This window comes from Streptomyces sp. NPDC059255 (genome assembly GCF_042752355.1).
Lineage (GTDB): Bacteria > Actinomycetota > Actinomycetes > Streptomycetales > Streptomycetaceae > Streptomyces.
The window spans coordinates 97,266-115,311 of sequence record NZ_JBHYZP010000029.1 but is presented as its reverse complement, the minus strand read 5'-3'; the positions used below and the strand labels follow the sequence as shown (position 1 = coordinate 115,311).

Sequence of the window (18,046 nt, the reverse complement as noted above, 5' to 3'; positions counted from 1 at the left end):
CATCACCGAACAATCGACACCTGAGGAGCACGAAGTGTCCGAGACACCGTTCGTCACCGAGCTTCTGGAAAGGTCGCACCGTCTCGGTGCCGACCCCACGATCACGAACTACGCCGGCGGCAACACCTCCGTCAAGGGCACCACAATCGACCCCGTCACCGGCGGCGAGGCCGAACTGATGTGGGTCAAGGGTTCCGGCGGGGATCTCGGCACGCTGACCGAGAAGGGCGTGGCGGTGCTGCGCCTGGACCGGTTGCGGGCGCTCGCCGATGTGTACCCGGGCGTGGAGCGCGAGGACGAGATGGTCGCCGCGTTCGACTACTGCCTGCACGGCAAGGGCGGCGCCGCCCCCTCGATCGACACCGCCATGCACGGACTGGTGGACGCCCCGAGCGTGGACCACCTGCACCCCGACTCGGGGATCGCCCTCGCCTGTGCGGCGGACGGGGAGAAGCTGACCGCCGAGTGCTTCGGCGACACCGTGACATGGGTGCCCTGGCGGCGTCCCGGCTTCCAACTCGGCCTGGACATCGCCGCCGTCGAGACCGCCAATCCGCAGGCCATCGGATGCGTCCTGGGCGGCCACGGCATCACCGCCTGGGGTGACACGTCCGAGGAGTGCGAGCGCAACAGCCTGCTCATCATCCGCACGGCGGAGAAGTTCCTCGCCGAACGTGGCAGGAGCGAGCCGTTCGGCCCGGTCCTGGACGGGTACGCGCCGCTGCCCGAGGCGGAGCGGCTGGAGCGCGCGGCGGCGCTGGCCCCGCATCTGCGGGCGATAGCCTCCCAGGACCGGCCGCAGATCGGCCACTTCGACCACAGCGAGACGGTGCTGGACTTCACCTCCCGTGCCGAGCACCCCCGCCTCGCGGCCCTGGGCACATCCTGCCCCGACCACTTCCTGCGCACGAAGGTCCGCCCGCTGGTCCTCGACCTGCCCCCGACCGCACCGCTGGAGCAGACCATCGCCCGGCTGAAGGAACTGCACGAGACCTACCGCACCGAGTACGCCGCCTACTACCAGCGGCACGCCACCGACGACTCCCCGGCGATGCGCGGCGCGGACCCGGCGATCATCCTCATCCCCGGTGTGGGCATGTTCTCCTACGGCAAGGACAAGCAGACCGCCCGCGTGGCAGGCGAGTTCTACGTCAACGCCATCAACGTGATGCACGGCGCCGAGGCCGTCTCCAGCTATGCCCCGATAGACGAGCGCGAGAAGTTCCGCATCGAGTACTGGGCGCTGGAAGAGGCCAAGCTCCAGCGCATGCCCGAGCCCAAGCCACTGGCCACCCGCGTCGCCCTGGTCACCGGGGCAGGCTCCGGTATCGGCAAGGCGATCGCGCAGCGCCTGGCAGCTGAGGGCGCGTGCGTCGTCGTCGCCGACCTGAACGCCGAGAACGCGGCAGCCGTCGCCGACGAACTGGGCGGCGCGGACAGAGCCGTCGCCGTCACCATGAATGTCACCTCCGAGGAACAGATCGCCGCAGCGTTCCGGGAAGGGCTGCTGGCCTTCGGCGGCATCGACCTGGTGGTCAACAACGCCGGAATCTCGATCTCCAAGCCGCTGCTGGAGACCACGGCACACGACTGGGACCTGCAGCACGACATCATGGCCCGCGGCTCCTTCCTGGTCTCCCGCGAGGCCGCCGGCATCATGCAGGCGCAGGGACTGGGCGGCGACATCATCTACATCGCCTCCAAGAACGCCGTGTTCGCCGGCCCCAACAACATCGCCTACTCGGCCACCAAGGCCGACCAAGCACACCAGGTCCGCCTGCTCGCCGCGGAGTTGGGCGCGCTCGGCATCCGCGTCAACGGCGTCAACCCGGACGGCGTGGTGAGGGGGTCGGGGATCTTCGCGAACGGCTGGGGCGCGCAGCGCGCCGCCACTTACGGGATCGAGGAGGAGAAGCTCGGCGAGTTCTACGCCCAGCGCACCCTGCTCAAGCGCGAGGTGCTGCCGGAACACGTGGCGAACGCGGTATTCGCACTCACCGCGGGCGATCTCAGCCACACCACCGGACTGCACATCCCGGTCGACGCCGGCGTCGCCGCCGCCTTCCTGCGCTGAGAGCACCCGTGACAGCCGCGGCACACCAAGGTGTCCGCCGTCCACGGCGTCGACGGACACAACTCCAGTGACGACCACCCCCGGTAGGCGCGGGCACCCGCCCGCGCCTACCTCCCCCAACCGATGTGAAGGAGCCGCGATGCGGGTTGCCCTGTTCCTGACCTGTGTCAACGACACGCTCTATCCGGATACCGGTCGAGCCATGGTGAAACTCCTGAGCAGACTCGGTGTCGAGGTCGAGTTCCCGCTGGACCAGACCTGCTGCGGACAAGCCCACTACAACACCGGATACCGCCACCAGGCCGAGCCGCTCGCCCGTCGCTACGCCGAGGTCTTCGCCGACTATGAAGCGATCGTGACCCCGTCCGGATCATGTGGTGCGATGGTGCGGGAACTGTATCCGCGCATGGGCGAACGCGCCCGCGCGGAGGGGCGGGGCGGCACTCTGGCCCGCACCCTGGCGCCGGTGATCCCCAAGACGTACGAGCTCACCGAATTCCTGGTGGATGTGCTGGGAGTGACCGACGTGGGCGCGTACTACCCGCATACGGTGACGTACCACCCGACCTGCCACGGGCTTCGCTCCCTGGGACTGGGCGACCGACCACATCAACTTCTGCGGAACGTCAGAGGACTTGAGCTGGTCGAACTGCCGGGCGCGGAGGAGTGCTGCGGCTTCGGCGGCACGTTCTCGGTGAAGAACGCCGACATCTCAGCAGAGATGGGTAGGGACAAGGTCCGCAACATCGAGTCGACCGGCGCCGAGGCGCTGTGCACCGCGGACAACTCCTGTCTGATGCACATCGGCGGCATCATGACCCGGCTCAAGGTCGGGACACGACCGCTCCACATCGTGGAGATCCTGGCGAGTACCGAAGAGGAGCCCTTGTCATGAGTCGCACGTTCGTCGGTATTCCGGCCTTCCCCGAGGCGGCCCGGGAAGCGGTACGCGACGAGACCCTGCGCGGCAATCTGCGTCGCGCCACGCACACCATCCGCGAAAGGCGGGCCGCGGCGGTCGCGGAGGTGTCCGACTGGGCGGCGCTGCGTGAGGCGGGCAAGCAGATCAAGGACCACACCCTGCGCCACCTGGACCGCTACCTCCTGCAACTCGAGGATGCTGTGACGGCGGCCGGAGGCACCGTGCACTGGGCCACTGATGCGGCGCATGCCAACCGGATCGTCGCGGACCTGGTCAAGGCCACCGGCGAGGGTGAGGTGGTCAAGGTGAAGTCGATGGCCACGCAGGAGATCGGCCTCAACGAAGCGTTGGAAGCCGAAGGGATCCGGGCCTACGAGACGGATCTCGCCGAACTGATCGTGCAACTCGGCCACGACCAGCCGTCGCACATCCTGGTTCCCGCCATCCACCGCAACCGCAGCGAGATCCGCGACATCTTCCGCTCCGAGATGGCCCGGTGGGGCCGCCCGGCACCGGAAGGGCTCGGCGACGCGCCGGCCGACCTCGCCGAGGCGGCCCGCCTGCACCTGCGGGAGAAATTCCTGCGGGCCAAGGTGGGCATCTCCGGCGCGAACTTCATGGTGGCCGAGACCGGCACCCTGGTCGTCGTCGAGTCGGAGGGCAACGGCCGGATGTGCCTGACCTTGCCGGAGACACTGATCTCGGTCGTCGGCATCGAGAAGATCGTACCGACCTGGCGGGACCTGGAGGTGTTCCTGCAGACGCTGCCCCGCTCGTCAACGGCCGAGCGCATGAACCCGTACACCAGCACCTGGACCGGCACCGCGGACGAAGACGGGCCGAGCGATTTCCACCTCGTCCTGCTCGACAACGGCCGCACCGATACGCTCGCCGACACCGTCGGCCGCCAGGCCCTGCGCTGCATCCGCTGCTCGGCATGCCTCAACGTCTGCCCGGTGTACGAACGGGCGGGCGGGCACGCGTACGGCTCGGTCTATCCCGGCCCCATCGGCGCGATCCTCAGCCCCCAACTGCGCGGCACCGACAGCGAGATCGACGCATCCCTGCCGTACGCCTCATCCCTGTGCGGCGCTTGTTACGAGGTGTGTCCGGTCGCGATCGACATACCCGAGGTCCTGGTGCACCTACGCGAACGCGTCGCCCAAGGTGGGCCGGTCACCAGGAACGGCGAGACGGCCGAACTCTCCCCAGCCAAGGGGCACAGGGGCGAGCGAGTCACGCTGCGCGCCGCCCGGTGGGCTCTTGAGCACCCTGGAGCCCTGGCGGCCGGCCAGCGGATCGCCTCCCGCACACGCCGCCTCCACCCCAGCCGTCTACCTGGACCAGGCCGCGCCTGGTCCGACAGCCGAGATCTGCCGCAGGCGCCTGCCGAGCCCTTCCGGGATTGGTGGCGGCGTACCCGAGAAGCAACCGGTGCAGCGGAGGAGAGCGCCCAGTGAGCGGCCGAGAAATCATCCTGGCCCGTGTCCATCGGGCACTGGCCGACGTACCCGCCGACGACACGCCGTACGAGGAGGTCATTCAGCGCCATTACGCACACGAGCACGGGGAGCGCACCGTCGACGAGACCGTGGAACTCCTCGCGGAGAACCTCGCCGACTACCGGGCGATCGTGCATCGCGCGACCGCGCAATCTCTGCCCGGCCTCATCGCGGAACTGCTGACAGAGCGTGACTCGCACAGCGTCCTGGCGCCCCCGGGAGTGCCCGCCGACTGGCTGCGGCTGCTCCACGACGGCGTCCACGTCGTGGAGGACACCGACACCAGCACGCCGGACGAACTCGACCAAGTGGACAGCGTGGTCACCGGCTGCGCACTCGCCGTCGCAGAGACCGGCACTCTCGTCCTGGACGGCTCCCCGGACCAGGGCCGCCGCCGGATCACCCTCGTCCCCGACCACCACATCTGCGTCGTACGAGTCCCCAGCCAGGTCGTCTCCTCCGTCCCGCAAGCCCTTGAACGCCTGGAACCCGCTCGTCCGCTGACCTGGATCTCCGGTCCCTCCGCCACCAGCGACATCGAGCTCGATCGCGTGGAAGGCGTGCACGGACCCCGCAGACTGGACGTGGTACTGCTCAGTACGCCGCCGAACGGTGTCCACCGAGCCTGAACGGTCGGCCCCGCACCTGCTCGTAGGTGCGGGGCCGCCAACCGTCACATCTCCAGACGCTTGACGCTGTTGGTAACGCTGATAGTCGGTGACCGGCGGGACCGGCACGGTGAGCACGCCGAGGGCCGTGATCGGGACGGCCCGCTCCCGCGTTGCCTCCCTCCTCCGCTCTGCGATCCACGGCACCAACAGGGACGCCGGACGCTGACGAGGCGGGCGCTCCCTGATCCGGCCTGATCCGGACGACAGGCCCTGGCGGAGTCTGCTCCACCGCGGGCCGCTCCTGTCTCCGCCGCAGGGGGAGAGTCCGTTCCTTTGCCGTGGGGCTTGATAATGCGTGGTGTCTTGGGGGATCCAGCTCCGCACTATCTTGATGAACGCATCAAGATATACTGTCGAGGGTGGCACTAATCTTGGCGACAGCGTCAAGTTGGAGGAGGGTTCGATGGCGGAGGGCACCTTGCGCGCGGACGCGCGCCGTAACATCGAGAAGCTCAAGGTGGCTGCTGTCGAGGTCTTCCGGGAGAAGGGGCTGCACGCGCCGCTGGAGGAGATCGCGAAGCGGGCCGGGGTTAGCGCGGGCACGCTGTACAACCGGTTCGGTTCCCGTGAGGCGCTCATCGACGCTGTCATGCCGGACATCGCGAAGGATGCCCTGGATGAGGTGGTGGAGCGCGCGCTGGCCTGTGAGGACCCGTGGGAGGGCTTCGCCCGTTACGTCGAGGACGTCTCGCGGCTCCAAGCGTCCGATCCCGCGCTGAATGATGTGGTGTCCCGCCGGTATGCCGCTGAACAGCTGGCGGTGGTGTGCCAGGTGACGGAGGACCGTGAGCGGCAGCTCATCGAGCGGGCTCAGCGGGCGGGTGTGCTGCGTGCCGACTTCACGCGAGAGGACATGCTCCTGTTCATTTTCTGGTCGACGTCCATGCTGGTCCGGCTCATGGCGGACACGGCGCCGGACGCCTGGCGGCGCGGCATCGCCTTCCTCCTGGACGGGCTGCGCGCAGAGGCCGCGAGCCCGCTGCCGGTGCATGCGCTGACGCCCGGCCAGCTGAACGAGGCCATGCTCCGGCGCGGCGAGTCCGGGGCGAGTTGACACCGGTTCAGGTGTCCGGGCCGGAGGGTTTTCCCGGCCTGGTTATACGGGGGGAGGCTGGAACTCGACCAGCAGGACCCTGTCGGGGTAGCTGGCGATCGTGGTCGTGTCGGGTTTGCCTTCGGTGCGCAAGCGGCGGGCGTACAGCTTCGCGGCTTGCGGGTGTGCTGTAGCGATGCGTCCAGTCGGCACCCCTGTGTTCGGGTTCGACGATTCTGACAGTGGCGCCGTAGCGTCGTCGGCCGTGGAAGATCCGGGCTGTTCCCGAGTCGCGGACGTTGAGGAACCAGGCGCCCTTGCGGCCGAGGCGGAGGCGACGTGCACGCCGCCTTCGGGTGTCTTGTGCACGCATTCGACGACGGTACGTCGTCTCTGCCCGGTCCGGCGTCCGGTGTGTTCGGTCATCAGGTGTCCGTCGGTCATGATCCACCCCAGCCCGGTCCGGTAGAGCAGCGTCGGTGCGGCGAGCAACCGCTGCGTGATGCGCCGCCTCTTACGGGGCATGGAAATCTTCTTCGTGTGAACGGTTTGCTCGCGATGGGCGTGGTGTCCGGTAGGCCGGTCGTCGTTGTCGTGGCCGGCCTACCGGGCGGGGACGCTGGTCCCTGGGCGGTTGTGCGCTTATCCCGTCAGAGGCTGTAGACCTCGGTGAGGCTTTCGCTCAGCGGCATGGGCTTCCGGCCCAGCAGGTTTTCGAGGTCCCGCGTGATGATCTCGTATCGTCCCTCGCGCATATCGGTGATGAACGCGGAGAGGGCTGTGACGCCGAACTCGGGGACGCCGGCGCTGCGCAGCCCGTCGGCGAACGTCTGCGGATCGGGGCTCACGTAGGCGACGGGCTTTCCCGAGCGCTCGGACAGCACGTGCGCGATGTCGGCGAAGGTGTGGGCTTCGGACGCTGTGAGTTCGTAGGTCTTGTCCTCGTGGCCGTCCTGGAGGAGGACGTTGGCGGCTGCTTCGCCCATTTCCCGGCGCAGTGCGAACGGGATTCTGCCGTTCCCGGCGGGCACGTTGACCCCGAGGTCGAACACCTTCTCGCCGAGGAAGAAGGGCAGTGCATCGGTGTACATCGAGTTCCGCAGGATGGTGTGTGCGATGCCGCTGCTCCTGAGGTGGTCCTCGGTCCGGAAATGTGCTGTGAGCATCGGGCTCATCGGTGAGGCTTCCGCGTCCTTGACTGCCGTGCCCGTGTAGACCACGTGCTCGACACCGGCCTTTTCCGCGGCACCGACGACGTTCATGTGCTGGGTCAGAAGATTACCGTGGTCGTTCGAGGAGACGAGCAGGACCTTGCGAACGCCCTGCATCGCCTGTTCGAGCGCGGCCGAGTTGTCATAGTCACCGAACCGCACATCGACACCCTTGGCGCGCAGTGGTTCCGCCTTCGCCTCGCTCCGTGCGAAGGCGACGACCTGGTCGGCCCCGACCTGGGTGAGCAGGTGATCGATGGCCGCGGAACCGAGGTGTCCGGTGGCGCCTGTCACGAGAAACATTTTTCATCCTTCGTGCTTCGTTGCGTCATCGTGGGTGAGCAGCCGGCGCCAGGGTGGACGACCGGCGTTGCGGGGAGCGGGCCGGTCGACCGACCGGCCCCGACCCGCGGCGTCCAGGGCGATCCGCGGTCAGGATCGCCCCGGACGGTCAATCGCCCGGCACCGCGCCCTGGCTGTTGCCGTCAGGGTCGCTGTTGTCCTGGTCGGCGGCGGGCTCGTGCAAGGCCGTGCCGGGCACGGCGCACACTCCGGTCACCGGGTCGCAGTAGCCGTCCGCCTCGCTCTCGATGAGTTGCAGCGGCGCCACCGGCCCGGGTGTCGTCTCAGCCATCGACCTGCCCCCATGCCCGCTCGATCGCGTCGGCGTACTGGCTTGTGCTCACCGCGCCGGGAATACCGAGGCGCTTGCCGAGAACGGTGAAGGGCACGCCCTGGGCTCCCAGGCGCACAGCCTCGTCGTGATCGGCCCGCACTGCGTCGGTGTAGCGGTCGGTGGCGAGGACGTCGCGGACCTCGTCGACGGGGATGCCGAGAGCCTCGCCGAGCCGGATCAGCGTGCTGTGGGCGAAGGCGTCGTCGTTGCCGCTGAACACCTCGGTTTGCATCGCGCGCAGGAACGCCCAGGAGACCTGGTACTCCCCGCCGAGGTGCACCAGGCGCAGCAGGTCCAGCGTGTTGCCGGCCGGCCGGTCCACTTCGTAGCGCAGCCCCTCGGCCACGGCCTTCTTGGCCAGGCTCTCCTCCATCGCGCGCGCCTGCGCCGGCGAAACCGAGTACTTCTTCGCCAGGTATTCCAGTGTCGGGGCGACCGTGGTGGGTGCGGCCGGGTCGAGCTGGAAGGTGTGGACCTTCAGCTCGATGCTGGCGCCGTGCGGAGACATCTCGACCGCCCTGCTCAGGCGCTCCTCCCCGAGATAGCACCACGGACAGAGCACATCCGCCCACACGTCGATCGTCAGCCGGGCAGAGGTCGGGACTGCTGCCGATTTCATCAAGGCCGCCTTCCGGTAATTTGAGCCGAACCTCAACATGAGGCTAGCATCAACTTGAGTATCGTCTCAATATGAGGGGTGGTGGGCATGTCCGAGTCCAAGCCGCTGCGCCGCGACGCGCGGGACAACGCGGCCAAACTGCGCTCCGCTGCGCTCGACACCTTCCTGGCGAAGGGGCTCGGCGCGTCACTGCACGAGATCGCGCAGGCCGCGGGTGTGAGCATCGGCACTCTCTACAACCGCTTCGGCTCGCGCGAAGCCCTCATCGACGCGGTCGTACCCGAGGTCGCCGGGAAACGGCTGGAAGCCCTGCGCGCCGACGTGATCGCGAAGCCCGCCCCCCGGGAGCGGCTGGAGGCGTTCGTACGAGGCGTGATCGATATACAGCGCGACGACCCGGCCCTCAACGACGCGGTCCTGCGGCGGTACCCAGATGCGACCGCACTGCTCGGGGTCTGCGACGTTTCGAACGCACTCGGCCGCGACCTCGTGCGTGAGGCCCACCAGGAAGGCTCGCTGTCCCCCGACTTCACGGAGAACGACCTGTTCTGCCTGCTCTGGCTGGCCGGCACGGTCAGCCGTGACCCTGCCGCGCCGATGGGATGGCGCCGCGTGCTCGACCGCACCCTTGATGCGGCATGGACCGGCGGCACCCCCGTTCCGGCAGTTCCTCTCTCTACGGAACCGCCGCCGCATGCGCCTGCCGCTGATTTCTCCTGACGCGGACCGGTGCGGGCGTCGCCTCCGGTTGCCGCCCCAAAGGATGCCGACCGGCACGGGAGTGCGGCCCCTCCGCGCGGAGGGGCCGCACCTTCCGAGCGGTCAGCGCCTCAGGGACGCCGGCGCCTCTATGCGGCGTCGGCCAACTGCGCGGCCAGACCCATGGCCTTGGCCTTGGCCTCTTCGTGGGCACGGGCACGCGATGCCTCGTAGAGCGGGAGCAGTGCGGCCATGGCCGGGTCGACCGGGGCGCCGGTCAGCTCGGGGACGATGAACTCGATCTCCATGCCCAGCATCATGCCGAAGACGCCTTCGAGGAAGTTCTGCACATAGTCGTAGCCGTCACGGGGAGTGCCGGGACCGTAGGCGCCGCCGCGGCTGGTGATGACGGTGATGTGCTTGCCCTTGAGAGTGGCGGCGCCCATGGCGGTGCGGCCGATCAGGACCACGTTGTCGATCCACGCCTTGAGGCTGGAGGGCACCGAGAGGTTGTACATCGGGGCGCCGATCAGCACGGCGTCCGCCCTTTCGAGTTCCTCGATCAGCTCCTTGCGCTCGGCGAACGCCGCGGCCTGCTCCGGGGTGTGCTCGGCGGGGTCGACATAGCCGGCGTGCTGCGCGGCCGCCGAGATGTGGGAGGCCGGGCTCACGGAAAGGTCGCGGTGGACGACCGTGCCGCCGGGGTGCTGCTCCCGCCAGACCTTGAGGAAGGTCTCCGCGACCGAACGCGACGCGGATTCGGACACGGACAGGACGGACGAGTCGATGTGCAGAAGGGTGGGCATGATGAATCTCCAACGGTTGGAACGGTGTTCTTCGAAGGTGGTTCGCGGGTACGCCCGGCTGCCCGTCCCTGCTGCGCAACCGCCGTTGACGGACACGGGGACGGGGCTGATGGGCATGGTGCGTGCGATGGCCAGGACTGCTCGGGTGGCTACCGGATGCCACCCGGCAGGTTGTGGGCGATCCAGGGCTGGCCGCGCCTGGTGTGCGCCTGCCAGTAGTGCTCGGCAACGCTGGCGGGCTCGGTACCCGGTCGGGCGCTGAAGCGACGCGCAATGGCCGGGCCCGCTCCGACGACGGACATGGAATGGACCTCCTCGTGTGACGAGAGAGCGCCAAGCCGGCCCGCAGGGCAGGCCGGGTGGCCGTGCTCCCATCGACCCCGCGCAACTTGACGGTAGTCTCAATTTCGGGACCGTAACATAACTTGAATGATCCATCAACTTACTGCTTCTGGCGTATCGCCGCTGGTGGGTGACTGTCGGGCGGGTCGGTTGTGGCGGATGCCCGCGGGGCTTTGTCGATCGGGGCGGATTGGTGTGTGTGGGTGGTTGCCTCGCGGGGTAATTTGAAGGTAACCTCAAGTTGATGTAGGCCTCAGGTTCTGGTGGGTAAGACGTGTCCGGGAGCGCCCGGGACGCGGGTGCTGCGTCCTCTCTCGGCGGTGCCCGGAAAGGAGACACGCGCATGGTCGGCCCGTCACGCGTACCGGTCCGACGGCTGCTGGCAACACCTGTGGCCACGCACCCGGCTCGGCCGGGCGGATCGCCCGGTAGGGGTTCGCCGGGCGGCTCGCTCCCTGACGTGAACGAGCCGGCTCAATCGGTCCCCGCATCGGGTGATATGCGGGGCACTGTGCCTGCCGGGCCACCCAGCCGCCTCGCCGTGGCCCATCGGGCCGTAGCCGTCCTTCCGGGACGCTTCCGTGCGGAATCTGCATTCGCCTTCAGGGATCACTTTGCCTGTCGCCGCAGTGCGGCAAGCCGGACCTACTTCTCAGGAGCCAACGCACATGGATCTGAACCTTGCCGGGAAGACCGCCGTCGTCACAGGGGCCAGCAAGGGAATCGGGCTGGCGATCGTCCAGGCCCTCATCGCGGAAGGTGTGAAAGTGGTCGGCGCGGCGCGGACCGTCACCCCGGAGCTCGCGGACAGCGGTGCGATCGGCGCCCGCGCTGACCTGGCAACAGCCGAAGGAGTCCAACTCGTCGCAGACCGGGCGCTGGCCGAACTCGGCGCGATCGATCTGCTGGTCAACAACGTCGGAGGCGCCAGCTCCTCCGACCTGCCGGTCGGCGACATCGTCGCGATCGACGACACCGTCTGGCAGCAGGCGTTCGACCTGACCTTCCTCAGTGCTGTACGGATGACCAGGGCCCTGCTGCCCAGCCTCCTGCAACAGCGCGGCGTGATAGTCAACGTCTCGTCCATGGCCGCGCGCGTGCCCTCCGCCGGGGCCGTGTCCTACGCCACCGCCAAGGCCGCGCTGACAGCGTTCAGCCGAGCCCTCGCCGAAGAGGTCGGCCCGCAGGGCGTACGGGTCAACACCGTCTCGCCGGGGCCCGTCCGCACCACTTTGTGGGACTCGTCCGACAGCTATGCCGCGAAGATGGCCGCAGCCGCAGGCATCAGCCAGGCCGAACTGCTGGCCTCCCTGCCTGCCGAATCGGGCATCACCCTGGGCCGCCTCGGTGCCCCAGCCGAGGTGGCAGATCTCATCGTCTACCTCGCCTCCCCGAGGGCCGCCTTCATCACCGGCGCCGACTACCTGATCGACGGCGGCGCCGTAAAGACCACCTGACACATCTCAGAAGGACGCGGGCGCCCGGCGGCCTGCAGTTCCCAACCCCCGCGGTCGCCCGAGGCCAGGAGACGGCTTGAGTTGCGATCATCCAGCACGATTCATTATGGGAGCAATCAATGTTCACCGGCTACGCGATCTCCGCGGTACTGGTCGCCCTGCTGCTGTCGGGATCCGCCTGGGGCACTGTGACCAGGAACGAGAAAGTGACCGTCGGCCTGGCCGAAGTCGGTATCGCGGACCGCTGGTTCCTGCCGCTGGGCCTCATCAAATTCGCCGGCGCGGCATGACTGCTGACCGGTCTCGCCGTGCGCCCACTTGGGATCGCCGCCGCCGTCGGTGTCGTCCTCTTCTTCATGGGCGCCGTACTCACACACCTTCGGGCAGGCGACACGAAAGGCTCGGCCGGTCCGGCGGTTCTGCTGCTGGTCTCCTGCATACCGCTGATCTTCGCCGTTGCCTCAGCATGACAGCTCCGGCACCGGTGACGGAATGGAGGGGTTCCCCCAGCGAAGCCACGCGTCGGATACGGCCGACCGGGTCTTCATCCACCCGAATCACCGAGCAGCCTGATGCCATCATGCCGCGCACAACGAGTTGCCAACCGCCCGATCGGACTCGCGTGATCCGCGAGCAGTCAGGCCCGCCGGCAGGCAGAGCCAACGTTGCCGTGACCGCGACGGCCACGTTCAACCATCAATCCCTGTTCTCCGACTCTCCCAAGCCAATGACGATCAAGGGACCCACCATGGCGATACAGCGTCTCAACCACGCCGTGCTCTACGTCCGCAACGTGGAGCGCAGCGTCACCTTCTACACCACGCTCCTCGGATTTCGTACCGTGTTCCGCCTTCATGCCGACGGAGACCGTGTCCCTGAGGTCGCGTTCCTGCAGGCCGAGGGATCCTCTAACGACCACGACCTTGGTCTTCTCCAGATCGACGGCCCCGCTGATGGCCCCGAGGCCCGAGGGCGTACCGCCGGGCTCACTCACCTGGCCTGGGAAGTGGAAACGCTGGCCGAGCTGAAGCAGGTCCGCACCAGGCTGATCGAGGCTGGCGCGCTGGTTAACGAGACCGACCACGGAACCACCAAGGCTCTGTACGCGCACGACCCCGACGGGCTGGAGTTCGAGGTGTGCTGGCTGATGCCCGCCGAACTGATCACCAGCGAGACGGGCCGAACAGCCACCATGCCGCTCGACCTGGACTCGGACATCGAGCGATTCGGCGCGGACACTCTCGGAGGGATCGGCGTCTCCGCGCCCGTCGCGCGTTGACGGTCGATAACATGCGGAACTCCCGGCCTGCACGAGTCCGCACTGGGAGTTTTACGAAACCGACCTGGGCATGTGATCGATAGGACTCGAGGGAACCGCAACTTCCTGAACAAAGAGACAGAGGCAGTCGGAAGCGGTCACAGATGACTGCAAATGCGGATGTGGGATCCCAATAGAGTCCAGGGGCTGCGGTTCTGGCCGGTTCTCGCGGAGTTGGACCGTGTTCTATGTGGTGAGGAAGACCGGTTGCTTGTAGCGGCAGAGTGCGGCGGTGAGGTCGAGTTGCGGGGGTGGCGTTGACCGGAGGAGTGTTTCGTGGCGGGCATCCGGGCGGTCGGCGCCGCGCCTCGACATAGGAGCCGTCTCACCGCAGCGGATGTACGTGCCAGTCGATGGCGGTGGCGATCGCACCGGGGCCCGTCCCGTCTCCCGGCGGATGCGTTCGCCTCGCAGCCGGGCTGTCCTTGCCTGAGACGTTCTGCCGCTCGGCGCTGCCCACAATCCTGCCACCGAGTCGGACCGGATCCCGCCTCTGCTGCTTGCGGGGCAGGATGAGGAGGAGGCGATGGCCGCAGACTCGCACATAGTACGAGGTACCGACTGACTGGTGGCCCTGTACGGTCGCTGGGCGAAGCTAGTGCCGCATCAAGCAACGTTCGCCCCGTTCGTGCGGCGAGTCCCGCGTAGCTGGTGGGCTGTATCTTGGCGCCATGGATTACCTGGTTGATCTTCGGCGTGAACTGGATGCGTTCGGCGCCGTGCTGGATGGTGATTTGTCGGCTCCGGTCGAGCATTGTGGTGGTTGGAGGTTGGTGGATCTGGCCGTGCATATGGGAGCGGGGAACCTGTGGGTCGTCGCGGCGGTACAGGAGGGGCATGGCGATAGCTACGACGAGGGTGCCGCACCCCGTGACCGGGCTGGTCTCAAGGCTTGGTATGCCAAGACGGCGGACGCGCTTGTGCAGGCCCTGTCGGTTGATCCCTCGACCGAGGCGTGGACGTTCTTCCCGCCGCACACGGTCGGGTTCTGGCGTCGGCGCCGCAGCCAGGAGACGCTGATGCACCGGTGGGACGCCGAGCACGCGCTCGGCTCGGCGACGCCGATGGATGCGGCGCTCGCCGTCGACGGTGTCGCCGAGGTCTTCGACACCATGGCGCCCCGCATGATCTCCAAGGGGGCCGCCACCTGTCCCGAGCGTGCCGTGCGGATCACCACCACCGACTCTGGCCGCTGTTGGACTTACGGGACCGGTGAGCCGATCGCGGAGGTCTCGGGCACTGCCGAGGACCTGCTGCTGATGTTGTGGGGGCGCAAGCCTCGGGATACTGGAACGGTGACCTGGGCTGGGGATCGTGAGGCGGGGTTGGGTGTGCTGGCCGGGCCGCTGGTCCCCTGACTTGGGATCAGGCGACGTTCACCCTGGCAACAACGGCGCGTAGGCGCCGGTCGTCGGCGTGCTTGTTCCGCCAGATGATGTAGCGGCGGATCATGCTGGCCTGGGCCTTGTGGCTGGGATGGTCGGTGCCGTCGAGGGCGAAGTAGCGCAGGGCGGTGAACTGGGCCTCGATCCGGTTCAGCCAGGAGCTGTTGGTTGGGGTATAGGCGATCTCCACGTTGTTCGCCGCCGCCCAGGTCGCGACCCGGCGACACCGCTTCGTCGTCAGGTGCGGCGAGTAGTTGTCGCAGACGATCGCAATGCGTATTTCCAGTGAGCGCAGGTAGCGGCAGAACTCCAGGAACTTGGAGCGGTTCTTGGTCTTCTTGATGTGCCCGTAGAGCTGGTCCTTGGCCAGGTCGTAGGCGGCGAAGAGGTGCCGGACTCCGTGTGGGCGGGTGTAGGTCGCCCGGCGCCGGGGCCTCGGCTCGCGGTCGGGGTCCTTGTGTCGTCCGCCGCGTTCGGTCCACTGCCGGCCAGGGTGGGGCTGGAGGTTGAGCGGGCCGAACTCGTCCATGCAGAAGATGACTTCGGGCTCCCCCTCCTCGGGTACGACCTCGCCGTCGGCGATCGCGTAGAGGTGCTCGACGCGGGCCTTCTTGGCCGCGTAGTCGGGGTCGCGTGAGGTCTTCCAGGTCTTCACGCGTTGAAACGAGACGCCCTCCTCGCGGAGCAGGATGCGCAGACCCTCGTGGCTGATCTCGTCGACCACCCCCTCGGCGACTAGGAAGTCGGCCAGCTTGGCCAGGCTCCAGGTCGAGAAGGGCAGGCCGTGCTCGGCCGGCTTCGACTTGGCGGTCTTCTTGATCTCCCGGAGTTCCGGGAGGGTGAAGGTCTTCGGCCGACCGCCCCTGTACTTGGGGTAGAGCGAGTCGAAGCCGTCCACGTTGAAGTTGTGGACCACGTCCCGGACCCGGTCCGGACTGGTGAACGTCACCTCGGCGATCTTCGCTACCGGCATGCCCTGCGCTGACAACAGCACCATCTGGGCTCGCCGCCAGGTCACCACCGAACCGGTTCCTCTACGGATGATCCGCAGCAACCGCTTGCCCTCGTCGTCATCGATCTCCCGGACCCGCACGCGTTCAGCCACAACGTGATCATTCTGGCCTTCCGGTGCGGCCCTGCGCAGCAACCGGACGGCACGTCACGACAGGGCGAACGTTGCCTGATGCGGCACTAGTTGTCCGCGAGTTGCTGCGTGGCGACTGCACCTGCAGCGAGTTGTGCGCGGCCCCTGCCCATGCTGTCGGACAAGGCGCTGTCCGACCGGCTGGCACAGCTTGCCGAGGCCAGAGTTGTCGAGCGTGACCGTCGACCGGTGTGGTCGCCACGAGTGGGCTATACGCTTACCTTGCGTTGGATACCGCCTCGGCCCTGCCCTCCAGGCCCTGTGGGACTTGGGTGCGGAGACGTCGGCACGAGTCGGCGGGAGGTGAGAACACCTGCGCGCAGGATCGAGTCCGTCGTGCGACGACGGCCGCGACCAGCTGGTGCCGGTGCGTCGGCATGCCTGCACCAGGGACAGTCCGAGGAAGTCGTGACCCGTTGACGCTGCGGAATCGGGCGTCACGGTCGAGACGCTCCACCGGGCACCGGTGGCCGAGGCAGCGGGAGCTGTGGAGCGTGCGGATCACTCGGTCAACGGCACCCGTCGGCCTCGGCGCCAATAAGTAACAGATGATTCTCTGGGGACACCTGTTACTCCTTTGGCTGTGGTGAGTGATGAACGCACCCTCGGGACGGATCGCCGCGTGCGGCGCTCGCGTGCTGCGCTGCTGACCGCCGCCGAGTCCCTCGTGAGGCTCCGGGCGACCACCGACGTGTCGGTGCACGATCTGGCGGAGACCGCCGGAGTGAGCCGCCGGGTCCTCTACCAGCATTTCGGCGACCGCGACACCCTGTTGGTGGCGACCGCGCTCCATGTTCTCGACCGCGACCTGCTCCGGACCCTTCCGGAGGATCAGCACGGCGATCCGCCCGTCGCCGCACTCGTCGGGCACGTCGCCGACAACCGTGTCTTCTACCGGGCGATCCTCACCGGAACGTGCGCCCACGCGGCCGGCCGAGCCGTCACCGAGCTCTTCGCCCCCCATGCCGTGCGACGCGTGAGCCAGATGTTCGGCGATCTCGACCGGGCAACCGCCCGAGAGGTAAGTGACTTCTTCGGCGGGGCCATCACCACCGCGCCGACCACCTGGCTCGTCGACGACTGGGACGGGGTCCCACCCGAGGACTTCGCTGCCCGCCTCACCCGCATCGAGCGCGTCCTGTCCCACGCGCACCGGCGAGTTCGCCCCGAACCCCGCACGTGACCAGGAACGTCACGCGCGCTGGCCCGCACACCCCGCGCCCACATCTCCCGAGACGAGGAAACCGCTCGTGAGCCAGCAGATGGAAGACACCCTCGCCACACTCTGCGAGAAGGCGAAGGCCGCCGCCGGCCTGCCCGTACCCCCGATCGATCAGTCGCGTGCGGACCTTCTCACGTTCCTGGCCGGCTTCCCCGAAGTCCCCGGCGTGACGATCAACCCCGCGGACGCGGGCGGAGTCGACGGCGAGTGGACAGTCCCGGACGAGGGCGAGGCGCACGGCGCGATCCTCTACTTCCACGGCGGCGGGTTCATCCAGGGCGCGCCTGTCGGACACCGCAGAATCGTGTCCACCCTCAGCCTGAACGCTGGTACGCGCGCGCTGAGCATCGACTACCGGCTCGCCCCCGAGAACCCCTACCCGGCAGCACTGGACGACGCTCTCACCGCCTACGAATGGCTCATCGGCGACGGTGGGGAGACCCCCGCCGACGTGGTCCTCGCCGGTGACTCCGCGGGTGCCACCCTCGTCGCCGCACTCCTGGTCCGGCTCCGAGACGAGAACCGCCCGCTCCCGGCCGGCGCGTTCCTCATCTCCCCCGCCACGGACATAGCCTGCACCGGCGAGTCGGTCACCATACGGGCACACCGCGATCCCTTGCTCTCCCTGGAGGCGATGCAGATGATCGCCGCCGCCTATGTACCCCAAGGCGCCGACCCCCTGCATCCCTGGATCAGCCCGCACTACGCCGACCTCGCCGGACTCCCGCCGCTGCTCATCCACGTCGGTGACAACGAAGTCCTCCTCAGTGATGCCGAGAGGCTCACCGGCCATGCTCAGGCAGCGGGCGTCGACACCGAACTGAAGATCTGGGACGGAGCGTTCCACGTCTTCCACAACTACCTCGGAATCATCCCCGAAGCGGATCAAGCCCTCGCCGAAGCAGGTGCCTGGATCAAGACCGTGATCACCGCGCCCTGACCACGACCACCGGCGTACAGGGGAA

19 protein-coding genes are annotated in these 18,046 nt (G+C 67.9%); 14 read left to right on the top strand and 5 right to left on the bottom strand.

Features of this window, described 5'->3' with window-relative positions:
* The first annotated feature begins 34 nt into the window (after positions 1-34).
* The 5 genes from ACFXKG_RS28860 to ACFXKG_RS28840 all read left to right on the top strand — a co-directional run bounded on the left by ACFXKG_RS28860 (position 35) and on the right by ACFXKG_RS28840 (position 6,223).
* Positions 35-2,074 carry a bifunctional aldolase/short-chain dehydrogenase gene (locus ACFXKG_RS28860; RefSeq protein ID WP_384845230.1) on the top strand — a complete coding sequence of 680 codons (2,040 nt, stop codon included), beginning with the start codon at positions 35-37 and terminating at the stop codon, positions 2,072-2,074.
* Positions 2,075-2,213: 139 nt separating this feature from the next.
* Positions 2,214-2,969 carry a (Fe-S)-binding protein gene (locus ACFXKG_RS28855; RefSeq protein WP_384845227.1) on the top strand — a complete coding sequence of 252 codons (756 nt, stop codon included), beginning with the start codon at positions 2,214-2,216 and terminating at the stop codon, positions 2,967-2,969.
* Entirely contained in the window at positions 2,966-4,456 is a 1,491-nt protein-coding gene (locus ACFXKG_RS28850; protein ID WP_384845224.1) for a lactate utilization protein B, read from the top strand. The genes ACFXKG_RS28855 and ACFXKG_RS28850 overlap by 4 nt, the downstream gene beginning before the upstream one ends.
* On the top strand, positions 4,453-5,127 hold the full coding sequence (locus tag ACFXKG_RS28845) for a lactate utilization protein C (protein ID WP_384845221.1): 675 nt from the start codon (positions 4,453-4,455) through the stop codon (positions 5,125-5,127). The genes ACFXKG_RS28850 and ACFXKG_RS28845 overlap by 4 nt, the downstream gene beginning before the upstream one ends.
* Before the next feature lie 445 nt (positions 5,128-5,572).
* Entirely contained in the window at positions 5,573-6,223 is a 651-nt protein-coding gene (locus ACFXKG_RS28840) for a TetR/AcrR family transcriptional regulator (RefSeq protein WP_384845218.1), read from the top strand.
* 629 nt (positions 6,224-6,852) lie between these two features.
* Here ACFXKG_RS28840 and ACFXKG_RS28835 read toward each other — a convergent pair.
* The 3 genes from ACFXKG_RS28835 to ACFXKG_RS28825 all read right to left on the bottom strand — a co-directional run bounded on the left by ACFXKG_RS28835 (position 6,853) and on the right by ACFXKG_RS28825 (position 8,747).
* A complete protein-coding gene (locus ACFXKG_RS28835) occupies positions 6,853-7,716 on the bottom strand; it encodes an SDR family oxidoreductase (RefSeq protein ID WP_384845215.1) in 864 nt (287 codons plus the stop codon).
* 148 nt (positions 7,717-7,864) lie between these two features.
* Positions 7,865-8,047: a hypothetical protein gene (locus ACFXKG_RS28830; protein WP_384845212.1), complete on the bottom strand. Its 183-nt coding sequence runs from the start codon at positions 8,045-8,047 to the stop codon at positions 7,865-7,867.
* Positions 8,040-8,747 carry a DsbA family protein gene (locus ACFXKG_RS28825; protein ID WP_384845209.1) on the bottom strand — a complete coding sequence of 236 codons (708 nt, stop codon included), beginning with the start codon at positions 8,745-8,747 and terminating at the stop codon, positions 8,040-8,042. The genes ACFXKG_RS28830 and ACFXKG_RS28825 overlap by 8 nt, the downstream gene beginning before the upstream one ends.
* Before the next feature lie 48 nt (positions 8,748-8,795).
* Between ACFXKG_RS28825 and ACFXKG_RS28820 the strand changes: the two genes are divergently transcribed.
* Positions 8,796-9,428 (top strand): TetR/AcrR family transcriptional regulator, encoded by a 633-nt coding sequence (locus ACFXKG_RS28820; protein WP_384845206.1) that lies wholly within the window; start codon positions 8,796-8,798, stop codon positions 9,426-9,428.
* Positions 9,429-9,556: 128 nt separating this feature from the next.
* Here the strand turns inward: ACFXKG_RS28820 and ACFXKG_RS28815 are convergent, their stop codons facing one another.
* Complete coding sequence (locus tag ACFXKG_RS28815; protein ID WP_384845203.1) at positions 9,557-10,213, bottom strand: FMN-dependent NADH-azoreductase; 657 nt, start codon at positions 10,211-10,213, stop codon at positions 9,557-9,559.
* A 1,010-nt stretch (positions 10,214-11,223) separates the two neighbouring features.
* Here ACFXKG_RS28815 and ACFXKG_RS28810 point away from each other — a divergent pair.
* The 5 genes from ACFXKG_RS28810 to ACFXKG_RS28790 all read left to right on the top strand — a co-directional run bounded on the left by ACFXKG_RS28810 (position 11,224) and on the right by ACFXKG_RS28790 (position 14,688).
* Positions 11,224-12,012, top strand: coding sequence for an oxidoreductase (locus tag ACFXKG_RS28810; RefSeq protein WP_384845200.1), 789 nt, complete (start codon positions 11,224-11,226; stop codon positions 12,010-12,012).
* 119 nt (positions 12,013-12,131) lie between these two features.
* The gene (locus ACFXKG_RS28805; protein WP_384845197.1) at positions 12,132-12,302 is read left to right on the top strand and encodes a hypothetical protein; all 171 of its coding nucleotides are present in this window, start codon (positions 12,132-12,134) and stop codon (positions 12,300-12,302) included.
* Complete coding sequence (locus ACFXKG_RS28800) at positions 12,303-12,482, top strand: DoxX family protein (protein WP_384845293.1); 180 nt, start codon at positions 12,303-12,305, stop codon at positions 12,480-12,482.
* Between the two features lie 152 nt (positions 12,483-12,634).
* On the top strand, positions 12,635-13,291 hold the full coding sequence (locus tag ACFXKG_RS28795; protein WP_384845194.1) for a VOC family protein: 657 nt from the start codon (positions 12,635-12,637) through the stop codon (positions 13,289-13,291).
* Between the two features lie 710 nt (positions 13,292-14,001).
* Positions 14,002-14,688 (top strand): maleylpyruvate isomerase family mycothiol-dependent enzyme, encoded by a 687-nt coding sequence (locus ACFXKG_RS28790; protein WP_384845191.1) that lies wholly within the window; start codon positions 14,002-14,004, stop codon positions 14,686-14,688.
* A gap of 7 nt (positions 14,689-14,695) precedes the next feature.
* On the opposite strand, the gene ACFXKG_RS28785 is transcribed toward ACFXKG_RS28790, so the two are convergent.
* On the bottom strand, positions 14,696-15,820 hold the full coding sequence (locus tag ACFXKG_RS28785) for an IS630 family transposase (RefSeq protein ID WP_384845188.1): 1,125 nt from the start codon (positions 15,818-15,820) through the stop codon (positions 14,696-14,698).
* A 108-nt stretch (positions 15,821-15,928) separates the two neighbouring features.
* Here ACFXKG_RS28785 and ACFXKG_RS28780 point away from each other — a divergent pair, with 108 nt between their 5' ends.
* The 3 genes from ACFXKG_RS28780 to ACFXKG_RS28770 all read left to right on the top strand — a co-directional run bounded on the left by ACFXKG_RS28780 (position 15,929) and on the right by ACFXKG_RS28770 (position 18,021).
* The gene (locus tag ACFXKG_RS28780; protein WP_384845186.1) at positions 15,929-16,279 is read left to right on the top strand and encodes a winged helix-turn-helix transcriptional regulator; all 351 of its coding nucleotides are present in this window, start codon (positions 15,929-15,931) and stop codon (positions 16,277-16,279) included.
* A gap of 202 nt (positions 16,280-16,481) precedes the next feature.
* On the top strand, positions 16,482-17,042 hold the full coding sequence (locus ACFXKG_RS28775; protein WP_384845183.1) for a TetR/AcrR family transcriptional regulator: 561 nt from the start codon (positions 16,482-16,484) through the stop codon (positions 17,040-17,042).
* Positions 17,043-17,109: 67 nt separating this feature from the next.
* Complete coding sequence (locus ACFXKG_RS28770; protein ID WP_384845180.1) at positions 17,110-18,021, top strand: alpha/beta hydrolase; 912 nt, start codon at positions 17,110-17,112, stop codon at positions 18,019-18,021.
* Positions 18,022-18,046 lie beyond the last annotated feature (25 nt).

Coding starts and splice junctions, on each gene's coding strand:
- ACFXKG_RS28855 (WP_384845227.1), top strand. CDS start 2,214: ATGCGGGTTGCCCTGTTCCTGACCTGTGTCAACGACACGCTCTATCCG.
- ACFXKG_RS28850 (WP_384845224.1), top strand. CDS start 2,966: ATGAGTCGCACGTTCGTCGGTATTCCGGCCTTCCCCGAGGCGGCCCGG.
- ACFXKG_RS28840 (WP_384845218.1), top strand. CDS start 5,573: ATGGCGGAGGGCACCTTGCGCGCGGACGCGCGCCGTAACATCGAGAAG.
- ACFXKG_RS28835 (WP_384845215.1), bottom strand. CDS start 7,716: ATGTTTCTCGTGACAGGCGCCACCGGACACCTCGGTTCCGCGGCCATC.
- ACFXKG_RS28830 (WP_384845212.1), bottom strand. CDS start 8,047: ATGGCTGAGACGACACCCGGGCCGGTGGCGCCGCTGCAACTCATCGAG.
- ACFXKG_RS28825 (WP_384845209.1), bottom strand. CDS start 8,747: ATGTTGAGGTTCGGCTCAAATTACCGGAAGGCGGCCTTGATGAAATCG.
- ACFXKG_RS28820 (WP_384845206.1), top strand. CDS start 8,796: ATGTCCGAGTCCAAGCCGCTGCGCCGCGACGCGCGGGACAACGCGGCC.
- ACFXKG_RS28815 (WP_384845203.1), bottom strand. CDS start 10,213: ATGCCCACCCTTCTGCACATCGACTCGTCCGTCCTGTCCGTGTCCGAA.
- ACFXKG_RS28810 (WP_384845200.1), top strand. CDS start 11,224: ATGGATCTGAACCTTGCCGGGAAGACCGCCGTCGTCACAGGGGCCAGC.
- ACFXKG_RS28805 (WP_384845197.1), top strand. CDS start 12,132: ATGTTCACCGGCTACGCGATCTCCGCGGTACTGGTCGCCCTGCTGCTG.
- ACFXKG_RS28790 (WP_384845191.1), top strand. CDS start 14,002: ATGGATTACCTGGTTGATCTTCGGCGTGAACTGGATGCGTTCGGCGCC.